This is a genomic window from Pseudomonas sp. P5_A12, assembly GCF_056400685.1.
On the sequence record NZ_JBFUKU010000183.1, the window covers coordinates 1 to 11,475 of the forward strand.

Below are 11,475 nucleotides of genomic sequence, written 5' to 3' on the forward strand. Positions count from 1 at the left end.
GCATGGGCCATGGCTGCCCATATGCAGCCACGCAGCGGTGGTCAGGTTATCTTTTGTGGTCTGCCGCTATTTCATGTCAATGGACAACTGGTGACGGGACTGATGCCTTGGACTCAAGGCGACCATGTGATCCTCGGGACGCCTCATGGGTATCGTGGCGAGGGGGTGATCCCACGATTCTGGGAAATGGTCGAGCACTTCGGCATCAACTTCTTTTCCGGTGTGCCAACGGTCTATGCCGCACTTTTGCAAAATGAATGCGAGGGCCGCGACCTGTCCAGCCTTCGCTATGCGATGTGTGGCGCCGCACCGATGCCGGCAGAGCTATTCCGCGAGTTCGAGCGCCGGACCGGGGTAAAGATCCTTGAAGGTTACGGTCTGACCGAGGGCGCTTGCGTCTCCTCCGTCAACCCGCCTCATGGCGAGCGTCGCATTGGCTCCATCGGGATACGGATCGCCTACCAGAATATGCGTGCGGTTTTGCTTAATGATTCTGGGGAGTACCTGCGCGATGCCAACGTGGATGAGATCGGCGTCATCACGATCAGTGGTCCGAACCTCTTCAATGGCTATCTGGAGGAGCGTCATAACCAGGGCCTTTGGATCGATATCGACGGTCAGCGCTGGTTGAATACGGGCGATCTGGGTCGCCAGGATGCTCAGGGTTATTTCTGGCTGACCGGACGCAAAAAGGAGTTGATCATTCGCGGCGGCCACAACATTGATCCCAAGCAAATCGAGGAGGCTCTGCAGGCGCATCCCGCCGTCGCCTTGGCCGCTGCAATCGGCAGCCCCGATGCCTACTCGGGCGAGGTGCCGGTCGCCTACGTTCAACTGCGCCCCGGGCATGCCTGCAACGCCGAAGAACTTGTGGCATTCGCACATCTCAACATCAGCGAGCGGGCAGCCGTTCCCAAGCGCATTGAAATTCTCGAAGCGTTGCCACTGACTGCCGTGGGCAAGATATTCAAGCCCACTTTGCAGCAGCGGGAGATTTATAGAGTCGTCCAGCAGGAAGTGGTACGCATGTGTCTCCAGGATGTTGAAGTAGAAGTGTTACAGGATCCACGACGCGGGCTGGTCGCATGCATTCGGGCGGGAGGCAATCGGGAGACCCTGGCCCTTCAATTAGGACGGTATAGCTTCCAGGTGGAGTGGCTGAATGACCGCGAGTCCGCCTCTATAAGTTAAGCAAGCATGCCCAGGTCTTCATCAGCCAGGAGCCTTTTGACAACTTCGATCAACTCCAACCGGCACGCAGATGTGCACGGGAAGGCGAAGCCTTGCCTGTGCGCAACCAACAAAAAGAATAAGAGGTGGACAATGAAAGTGAATAATCGCGCGATCCCGCGTTTCTCTGTTCAACAAGGTTTTACTTCCGGGATCAAATTTGCCGGCGCTGTAGCCATACTCACCGCTTCAACAACTGCGGGTGYCAATGGCATTGCCCTGAACGAACAAAGTGCGAGCAGTGCAGGCACTGCTTATGCGGGAAGGTCATCTTCGGCGCTGGATGCCAGCACTATCTTTGGAAATCCCGCAGGCTTGACCAAGTTGAAGCGCAGTGAGATTTCCGGCGGAGTCGCGGTCGTCTCGGTGAGCGACGACATTAGCAATGCGCAAAGCAGTGCCCCAGGAACAAATAAGGGGGACTCGGTCCCTTTGGGGGTTGTGCCCTTCGCCTATATGTCGACGCCGCTTGACGATCGTTTTTCGATTGGTCTGGGCCTTTATGCTCCGAGTGGTCTGATCAATGATTACGAGAGCAGCTTTCAGGGCCGTTACCATGGTTCCTATAGCACAACCAAAGAGGTGACCCTTCAACCCACCATTGCCTATCGAATCAATGATTACGTGTCCATTGGTGGCGGACCGACCATCAACCGTTTCAATGCAAAGCTTGAGAATTACCTGGCCACCGGCGCCCTGAACAACGGCCAGGACACTTTGGTCACCATCAAAGGCGATGACACGGCACTTGGCTACAACGTCGGCGTCTTGTTTGATTTGAGTGATGCGACCCGTTGGGGAATTAACTTTCACTCGAAGGTGAGCTATGAACTCAAAGGGCATACCGAGGTTTCCGGCTCCCCGAGCGTTATCCCGCTGGACGGAAACTATGACAACAAGATCGACCTCACGATGCCCGAGTCAGTGGATACGTCCATCACCCATCATTTCAATAGTCGCTGGACGGGATACCTGGGGACCACCTGGAAACGTTGGAGCCGGATCAAGAAGGTCGAGGCAGTCAACAGCGGTCTTTCCCCCTTGGGCGAGGCGGCTGGCCTGGGACGTGTGACAGAAGAAATGAACTGGCGCGACACCTGGTCCACCGCCGTTGGCGCATCGTATCAATTGAACCAACAATGGCTGCTGCGCGCAGGCTACGCCTATGACCCGTCGCCCATTGGAAATGCCGACCGCAGCGTGCGCGTTCCGGTCGGGAATCGCCAGGCCGTGACCTTGGGCGGTGCGTATTCGCCGAATGCCGCTCTGACCATAGACTTTGCTTACGGCTATCTCTGGGACTCCAAAGTCTCTGTAAAGCAGTCGAACAACTCCGGTCTTCAACCGGAATACAGTGCCGACTACGAAAACAGTGCGAACGGGATTTCAGTGCAGGCAACTTATCGGTATTAATCGGTACGAGCGGTTTTTCAGTCAGTACTATCGATAGTGCTGTGGGGACATTGGGGTGCATTAATTTTTATACCATCTACACTCTTCTACAGCCTTGGAATAAGTTATTAGAATCAAAGGAGAAAAATGGAACTGTCTGATGCGATTTCATATTTCCGATACTCTTTAGATCAAGCCCACAAATTCTGGGGTTATTATCAAGCAATCACTGCGGCAGCAGTAGCGTTCGCTTGGGCATCAACTAAACCTCCAGCCGAATTACTGATCGGACTTGCTATCGTGTATTTGTTATTTTCATTGCTGAACTGTCGGCTGATCATAGCGTCCCAAGTGGTCGCGCTCGAAATTTGGCGCTCACTACAAGATTACAAAGAAAGTCCAGCAGAAACAAAACCAAGCAAATTTCTGTCGCTTTTAAAATTAAACAAACCCGATGATCCGAGACTTGTGGCTGGCATGCAGATCACTCTCAGTATATTCGCAACAATGGCTATATTGATCAGGATTAAATTTGTTGGCTGCACTTAACAAGAAATCTACATCGTTTGTTCACAGGGTCCGCAATTCACTTGCGTTGGTGAGACTTTCTTCCCCTTGCAGTTTCGGATGTACTGCTCAGTCATTACGACGGTCGTATGTCCAAGCTGATCCCAGGCTTGCAAAATGTCGTAGTCCCGCTTTGAATGACCGCTCTTGGCTGTTTTTTGCCTGTCGCGAATGGCTGAAGTCGGCCAAAAGCAGCCGGTCGCAACTTGCAGAATTGCGGGGGCGAAGGCTTGGCATTGGGCTGTAGCGAGAGGTGGCCGGTAAGACCGGAGAAGCTTCGCGAAAGAGATGTGAGGGCAGTAATATCGAGGGATAGACCACGATAAAACCGTAACAGCCTAAACCGTGGTCTGCCTCTGGTTGTCATTAGAAGTGTTAATCATAGATCAGCGGTCTTCACCAACGAACCAGAGACTTTCACATGATAGCGATGAATCGAATACTTCACCCCGCCACAGCCCTAGCGCTCGTGACGATCTTCAGCTTCCTGAACGGACCGGCGCAAGCCGGCTTAGAGGAAGGCGTTACGGCCTATCAAGCCGGTGACTTGCCGCTGGCATTTAAGGAATTTAGCACCGTTGCGGACACAGGCAACGCCGATGGCCAGTTCAATGTGGCTCTAATGTACGAGCAGGGCATCGGGGTCGCCAAGGACGAAACACAAGCAATTAGTTGGTATGAAAAATCTGCGCAGCAAGGCAACTCCAACGCGCAATACAATCTCGGTGTGCTGTATGAAAACGGTCGTGGCACTGCCGTGGACTTTGCGCAGGCCAATCAGTGGTATCGCAAGGCAGCAGCGCAAGGCGATGCGCTCGCCGTCGGTAATCTGGGCATGCTCTACATGCGCGGCGATGGCGTGAAGGTGGACAAAAATCTCGGCCTGGCTCTGCTTATACAGTCGGCAAGCATGGACGACTCGCCCACAAACAAAGCCAAAAGTAACATTGCAGCGACCAGGGGTTTAACCACCAACATGATCACAACAGCCCAGACACTTTCGGATGAGCTAGGCCAAGCCAAAAATCTGCTGATACCGCTGGATCAATACTTGAAAACTACGACGATTACCGCTGGCGGCAAATCGCAATAGGCTGAAACGCGTCCTCCGGAATACAGGGGGCGCAGTAGCAAATTACCGCCCGCCAATAAGGGGCAGACCACGGTTTTGCGAAATTTCGATTTAAACGTGAATCGCCCCTAGTTTTGTAGTCACTACCTAATCTCATTACGGCCGTACCACCGGCCGCTTTTTGCCGATTTCTGCCTGTCAGGAAGGGCCACAAACGACCCAGGCTGCGTGAAAACGTTTTTGAGCGTATTTGGCTAGAGGGGGCGGGCGAAACTTGGAGCGAACGCTAATCACAGGCCTCAGTTACAGCCTTCTCGGTGCGTTTGATTTCTTGCTTGATATCAGTGGTTATGCGCTGTTTTTTGAGTTGCTGTTCGAGAAAAACCTGATTCCCTTGGTTTTTCAATTCTGCATCGGTTGCAGCGTCTTTCGCCTCTAACTGGGCAGCGTGTGTGTCTATGACAGCTTCAACCTCAGCCTCATTGTTTGCGGTATCCAGGGCGCTGACCAATTTGTCCACCTCAGTATTCTCGGCCTCTGCGTAAGCTTCGATAGACAGTCCCTCAGCCTTCGCTCGCGCTTGAACTTCCAGGGTTTTCATATGCTGCTGTGCTGCCTTGCACACAATATCCTTTCGCTCGTTCTCGATAGATGTCCACTCCATGAACTTATACGTCGGCACACCAATCACCGCGATGATGATGGTGGTGGCCCCAATCAATCTGGCTCTCACGTTTCGCAACCTCAACTGAGTTTTGTGAGTGATTCCAGAATCCATTCGAGATATTAAAAGCTTAGCGGACCGACCGATCGTCACCAATTGGATCAAATCCAATACATGAGAGCCATGGTATACAACCAGCCGATAGTGAGGGTGAAAGTCAGGTAGACCATCACGAGCACCAGAGCGTGATTCCACATGTCACTAACCTCCCATAACCACCGTTGGAGGCGCGTTAGGGGCGTCTGATAAACGGAATAAACATAGGTTAGGCCGTACCACAGCATCCGTGTTGCTCCTCCTGAAACGGCGGGCACTTCACCGTGCCAAACGAACAGAACACACAGCAGTCACCGGGGTTCGGGCGTAGCAGGGTTTTGCAACTGCCACACTCGTAGAGGAACTGGCAGGCATCCGTGGGCATGGCCTCCTGCTTGGCGAAACCGCAATGCGGGCAGGTCAACACGGATTCGAGGATGACGGCGCTCATGGTTGCCTCATTTGTGCATGGTGGAGGGATAACCCGCATTCGTCGTCGCCTTGGTCAACGCCTCAGGATCCGCCGATCTGCTGAGCCTTCGTTTTCTCCATTGAATCGATCTAACCTAGCGTCACTCTACACTCCGTACCCGGGTACAGAATCAAGGGGCGTGTGATGGCGACAGGGCTGAGTATCGGCAAGTTAGCGGAAGCTGCCGGGGTGAATATCGAGACTATTCGCTATTACCAGCGACGCGGCTTGCTGGATGAGCCACCAAAGCCGCTCAGCGGTTATCGGTGCTATCTACCGGAGCAGGTCAAACGGTTGCGCTTCATCAAGAGGGCGCAGGCGCTGGGATTCACGCTGGATGAGGTGGGCGTACTGCTGACACTTGATGCGGCCTGCACTTGTCGCGAGACTCGAGCACTGGCCGTGCGCAAACTGGCCCTGATCGAGCAAAAGATGGCCGACCTTGCAGCAATTCGGCAGGTGCTGGGCGGACTGGTGCAGGAGTGCGATGCAGGCGACGGCGGGGCTGCTTGCCCTATCATCGATGTGCTGAACAGGGAGTGATTCCTGGTTGCAGGGCATCGTGCACAGGCGTCAGGCCAGCAACCCATGCAGTGCAATCGTAAGGCCGCTTGCTAGCGGTCAGGAATGGCCGCTTCTGGGTCGAAAGCTGCCGACCATCAAGGGCTGCTACCGATCTGGAGCAGTCGGCGAACAGAATAATGGCAAATTACTGGCTATACTTGGTCTGCTGTAGAAACTGATCAGGCAGTCCGGCAGGCTGCGCGGAAATGACCCGCAACGTGCCCAATGTCACCCGACTATTCTGCGTGAAGCATCCAGTTCAGGGGCGCAAATCCGCAACGACACTCGGGAAGACATGGCGCAAACCCTGCACCTGCAGGCGCAGGGTTTTGACTAGATCTGTTGGGATCACTCAGGATCGAATCGACTTTCGCTACGGTGCGGCTGGGCACTGCGAAAACGGGGATATGATGACCCCAGACATGCAGGCCAAGGTCTGTACGCTCGCCAGAGGCGCAGAACGAGGCTGAGGAAATTAACATCTGGCAAAAGTGATTGCCGACGTTCAGTTCTACAATGGAGCGAGGAGAATCTTTACCTGAAACGATGATGTCAAATACAACAAATGAAAATGATTTCGTTTTATCGCCGAAATGTTAAGAGACTGCTTCCGAGCAGTAATAAATTTCACCATGAAATTAGCATCGCCGAATGCATTGCTTAGTGTCGAATAGTTGGTTGGCGTGACACTTAAGACGTATAGCTTCGGTAGCTATTGCTTGTCTCGGGAGCTTCGCTCACGAAAACCAGCGTGAATCCAGAACAGAGAAAAAATTTGGCTAATGCTACGTGCGGTGTGTTCTCAGGTTCAGGTGGCGGCACAAAAGGTTAATGGGTTTCCGAATACCGCTTCTATTGATCAATTTAGAAGGATTATGTTTGGAGATTGTGAAATGGATTCTTTCAGGAGTGAAAGCGCCGCAAAGCAAGCCATACCCACCAGTTCAAATAAGCCGCGTTCGGCCAAATGGCACCGCATGTACTTTTTTCTTGCGGGATTCGACGTGCTGGTTGTTGTGCTGAGCGTGGTATTGAATCACCTGATCGTCGATACCTATCACCGCTCCATCAAGGCAAACCAGTCGTGGGTCCAACAGCTGTCGAGCTATTCAACGCTGGGTAGCCTGGCTTCCACAGTCAATGCGCCGGGCAATAATGTGTTCGATACACATAATGTTGAAGCCGAATCGCGGAACATGAATGAAGCCTTGCGCGCCTTCAACGAGCATTTGGCAATGGCCAAAAAACAGTTGGAAGTACGGATCGCCTATGAGGCTGAACACAGTGCAGATATACAAGCCTTTACCCTTGCATTGAGGGATGAGGTGGGTGCAATTGATGCCGCGATGGTCGAAATGGTGAACGAGGCCTTGCTGATCTTTTCCTACTTCAGGGAGGGGCAGTCGGATAATGCCGGCAAACGCATGGCAACGATGGACAGGAAGTTTGCCCTGTTGCTCGCCTCACTCAGTACCGTGCGGGATCGCGTTGGCCTGATTCAAAGCAAGCTCCTGGAGGAGGAGCTTGAGTCGGTCGAAGAACTGCGCCGGGTCGAATACGCGATCATGGTGTTCGTGCTACTGATGGTCAGTGCGGCCGTTATCTACGGGGGCAAGATCAGGCGCGAAATGGAGTCGCAAGCAGCCGAAAGGGAAGGTTATCTGGCAGTGCTGCGCGAAAGCGAGAAGCAGGCCCGCCAGCAAGCATCGCTGCTGGACAAGGCCCAGGACGCCATTGTCGTTCACGGGATGGATAACCGCATCCTGTACTGGAACAAAAGTGCCGAGCGTCTCTACGGTCTGTCAAAAGAAGAGGCGCTCGGCAAATCGGCACAGGAGTTGATCTACCAGGGTAGCGCCGCTTTCAATGCGGTCACTAACAGCCTGATAGAAACGGGTGACTGGGCGGACGAAGTTACACTTCGACGCCGGGACGGCTGCACCATCACGCTCGAAAGTCATCGAACCCTGGTGCGAGACGATGATGGCCAGCCGCAATCCGTTCTGTCGATCAATACTGACATCACCCACCGTAAGACCGCTGAGCAAGAGGTCCAGCGTTTGGCCTTCTACGATCAGTTGACCGGGCTGGCCAACAGGCGGCTCATGTTGGACCGGTTACAGCATCTGCTGGCGGGCAGCTCCCGTAGCCTGCATACGAGCGCGATAATTCTCATTGACCTGGATAACTTCAAGGCACTGAACGACACGCTGGGGCATGACAGAGGCGACATGTTGCTGCAGCAAGTTGCTCTGCGCCTTTCCGGCTGCATACGCGAGAGCGACATCGTGGCTCGCCTGGGTGGAGACGAATTCGTCGTCCTGTTGGATGCCCTTAATGAGAATCCTCCAGAAGCAGCTATCCAGGCCAAGGCTATTGGCGAAAAGATTCTCAACTCTCTGAACATTTCCTACCAGTTGGATGGATATGAGCACCACAGCACCCCCAGCCTCGGCATTGCGCTGTTCCAGGGGCAACTGAGCACAGTGGACGATATTATGAAGCGCGCTGACCTGGCGATGTATCGCGCCAAGGCGGCGGGCCGCAATACCATGCGCTTCTTCGATCCGGAAATGCAGGCGGTTGCCACGGCACGCGCCAGACTGGAAGTAGACTTGCGCCAAGGCTTGCAGGACAACGAATTCCTTCTTCATTACCAGCCGCAGGTGAATAGTGAGGGCCGTATCATTGGCGCAGAGGCACTGATGAGATGGCAGAATCCTGAGCGCGGAGTCGTGTTTCCAGGCGAGTTCATTCCATTGGCAGAGGAAACGGGGTTGATTCTGCCGTTAGGCCGTTGGGCGCTGCAGGCAGCCTGCACTCAGCTGGTTGCCTGGGCAAAGCATTCAGAAACCGCCCGRCTGGGTATGGCTGTGAATGTCAGCGCCCGCCAGTTTCACCATCCGGACTTCGTCGAGGAGGTACTGCAAGTACTGAGATACACGGGGGCCGATCCGAAAAAATTGAAACTGGAACTGACCGAAGGCCTGCTGATAGAGGATATGGAAGGTACTGTCGCCAAAATGATCGAGTTGAAAGAGATCGGCATAGGCCTTTCGCTGGATGATTTCGGAACCGGCTACTCGTCACTGTCATACCTGAAGAGCCTTCCGCTGGATCAACTCAAGATCGACCAGTCCTTCATCAGAGATGTGCTGGTTGATCCCAACGACGCCGCCATCGCCTGCGCGATTGTGAGCCTGAGCCAGATATTGGGGCTTTCGGTGATTGCAGAAGGTGTGGAGACAGAAGCTCAGCGCACCTTTCTGGTCAAGCATGGCTGCCAGACCTACCAGGGCTTCCTGTTTTCCCCACCACTGCCAGCCGAACAATTTGAGGAGTATGTTCACGAAAGATTAATGGCGAGCACTGATTTCCCACGGACCACGACTAAATCGCCATAACTTCGTAGGTGCCTGGGAACGTCCGCTTTCGGCTTTGGATTCAACCCAATGCGGACGATGAGAGGTCGACTCAAATGTGGCTCGCACACGCAACTGCCGGAGGTGGCGAAGTTCTCATCGTCCATGACGTTGACGATAAACAACATCTCAGGCTACGAGCTCGTAAGGGGCTGTCTTCTAATACAATGGGAATCTAACGCTTGTTAGGTGCCAGATCATTTTTGATCCTTGTGCCTCCTTGTCGTTTTTTCTTGGCGCATTCAAATGATTGTTCTGGCCGAAAGCGGCCCTTGGTCAATGTCCGTTAGTGGCCGCATTCTGCCTGTCGCGAAGGACTGAAAACAACCCAGGCTGTGTGAAAACTCCCGCAATTGTCTAATCTTCTGATCGTCGAGATCGTAGCGGGGGCGATCATGAAGCGATTTATTGAAGGTGAGGCTCGGACGCAAGTCACGTTGCTGCCGGAGTGCCTGGACGATTACGTGACCGAAGAAAATCCAGTCCGGGTGGTCGACGTTTTCGTCGATGAACTCGACCTGGGTGCACTTGGGTTTGAAGGTGTTGATCCTGCTGCAACCGGGCGTCCGGCCTACCATCCGGCGATCTTGCTGAAGATCTATATCTACGGCTATCTCAATCGGATTCAGTCCAGCCGTCGGCTTGAACGTGAGGCCGAGCGCAACGTCGAGTTGATGTGGCTGACAGGACGTTTGGCCCCGGACTTCAAAACCATTGCCGACTTTCGCAAGGACAACGGCAAAGCCATTCGCAGCGTATGCCGCCAGTTCGTAGTGCTTTGCCGCAACCTCAATCTCTTCTCCCAATCAATCATCGCCATCGACGGCAGCAAGTTCAAAGCCGTCAACAACCGTGACCGTAACTTCACCCAGGGCAAAGTGAAGGCGCGCATGCAACAGATCGAGCAGAGCATTGACCGTTATCTGGCGGCGATGGATTCAGCGGATAGGGCAATGCCCGAAGTGGCCGAGGCCAAAGCAGAGCGGCTGAAAGAAAAGATAGAAACGCTGAAAAAGCAGATGCAGAAACTCAAGGAAATCGAGGCGCAGCTTCACGAAACTCCAGACCAACAAATCTCTCTTACCGATCCAGATGCACGCTCAATGGCCACGAGCGGCCGAGGCACCGGGACGGTTGGTTACAACGTCCAAACAGCTGTCGACGACAAGCACCATCTGATCATTGCTCATGAGGTGACCAACGTTGGTAATGATCGTGGGCAACTGAGCAATATGGCGAACCAGGCGCGTGAAAAAATCGAGGCTGAATCGCTAACGGTGGTGGCCGACCGCGGCTATTACAAAGGTCTGGAAATCCTTGCTTGCGAGCAAGACGGCATCACCACCTTCGTCCCGAAACCCCTGACATCGGGCAGCAAAGCCGAAGGCCGATTTGGTAAGCAGGACTTCATCTACGTTGCTGCATCGGACGAGTATCGATGCCCTGCGGGACAGTTACTGACCCGGCGGCATTCTTCAGTAGAAGACGGCATGCTACTGCACTGCTATTGGTTCTCTGGCTGCCAGTCCTGCGCAATGCAAAAGCAGTGTACGACGGGTAAGGAGCGCCGGGTAAAGCGCTGGGAACATGAAGCCGTAGTCGATGCGATGCAGGCACGGCTGGAAAGTGATCCAACGATGATGAGGCGTCGCCGACAGACCGTTGAACATCCTTTTGGAACGCTCAATGGGAAGTACCCACTTCCTGACCAAAACCCTACCAAGGGTAAGTACCGAGATGAGCCTTCATGTGCTCGCGTACAACCTCAAACGGATGATGAGCATCTTCGGCATCGCAGGACTGCTTGAAGCGATCAGGGCGTGAATCCAGCCGTTTGATCGTCCATGAGCGGCTGTTTGTGCCGCTGACGCGGCCCAAACAGCATCACGAATGCCTATGTAGTTGGCTAAGGCAATTCGCGCTTTCGCCTGCCGATTTCGCAGGTAACGCACGCAACTCTCAGTTTTTGACGTACTCAGTGCGTTTTCACACAGCC

General features: G+C 53.8%; 8 protein-coding genes and 1 pseudogene. 7 read left to right on the forward strand and 2 right to left on the reverse strand.

Annotated features, from left to right (window positions below; all coding sequences use genetic code 11):
• The 4 genes from AC1DSG_RS21180 to AC1DSG_RS21195 all read left to right on the forward strand — a co-directional run.
• Positions 1–1,191: AMP-binding protein (locus AC1DSG_RS21180; protein ID WP_477792635.1), on the forward strand; the 1,191-nt coding region annotated here is incomplete at its 5' end.
• 132 nt (positions 1,192–1,323) lie between these two features.
• Positions 1,324–2,643: an outer membrane protein transport protein gene (locus AC1DSG_RS21185; RefSeq protein WP_477792636.1), complete on the forward strand. Its 1,320-nt coding sequence runs from the start codon at positions 1,324–1,326 to the stop codon at positions 2,641–2,643.
• A 126-nt stretch (positions 2,644–2,769) separates the two neighbouring features.
• Complete coding sequence (locus tag AC1DSG_RS21190) at positions 2,770–3,171, forward strand: hypothetical protein (protein ID WP_477792637.1); 402 nt, start codon at positions 2,770–2,772, stop codon at positions 3,169–3,171.
• A 439-nt stretch (positions 3,172–3,610) separates the two neighbouring features.
• Complete coding sequence (locus AC1DSG_RS21195; protein ID WP_477792638.1) at positions 3,611–4,282, forward strand: tetratricopeptide repeat protein; 672 nt, start codon at positions 3,611–3,613, stop codon at positions 4,280–4,282.
• Positions 4,283–4,547: 265 nt separating this feature from the next.
• Here AC1DSG_RS21195 and AC1DSG_RS21200 read toward each other — a convergent pair whose 3' ends face one another.
• Together AC1DSG_RS21200 and AC1DSG_RS21205 are read right to left on the reverse strand one after the other, a co-directional pair.
• Entirely contained in the window at positions 4,548–4,994 is a 447-nt protein-coding gene (locus AC1DSG_RS21200; RefSeq protein ID WP_477792639.1) for a hypothetical protein, read from the reverse strand.
• Between the two features lie 256 nt (positions 4,995–5,250).
• On the reverse strand, positions 5,251–5,472 hold the full coding sequence (locus tag AC1DSG_RS21205; RefSeq protein ID WP_477792640.1) for a GDCCVxC domain-containing (seleno)protein: 222 nt from the start codon (positions 5,470–5,472) through the stop codon (positions 5,251–5,253).
• Positions 5,473–5,637: 165 nt separating this feature from the next.
• Between AC1DSG_RS21205 and merR the strand changes: the two genes are divergently transcribed.
• The 3 genes and pseudogenes from merR (at position 5,638) to AC1DSG_RS21220 (ending at position 11,303) form a co-directional block, all read left to right on the forward strand.
• Positions 5,638–6,036 carry an Hg(II)-responsive transcriptional regulator gene (merR, locus tag AC1DSG_RS21210; protein WP_477792641.1) on the forward strand — a complete coding sequence of 133 codons (399 nt, stop codon included), beginning with the start codon at positions 5,638–5,640 and terminating at the stop codon, positions 6,034–6,036.
• A 914-nt stretch (positions 6,037–6,950) separates the two neighbouring features.
• Positions 6,951–9,461: a putative bifunctional diguanylate cyclase/phosphodiesterase gene (locus AC1DSG_RS21215; protein ID WP_477792642.1), complete on the forward strand. Its 2,511-nt coding sequence runs from the start codon at positions 6,951–6,953 to the stop codon at positions 9,459–9,461.
• A 413-nt stretch (positions 9,462–9,874) separates the two neighbouring features.
• A pseudogene (locus AC1DSG_RS21220) lies at positions 9,875–11,303 on the forward strand (IS1182 family transposase).
• Positions 11,304–11,475: the final 172 nt, after the last annotated feature.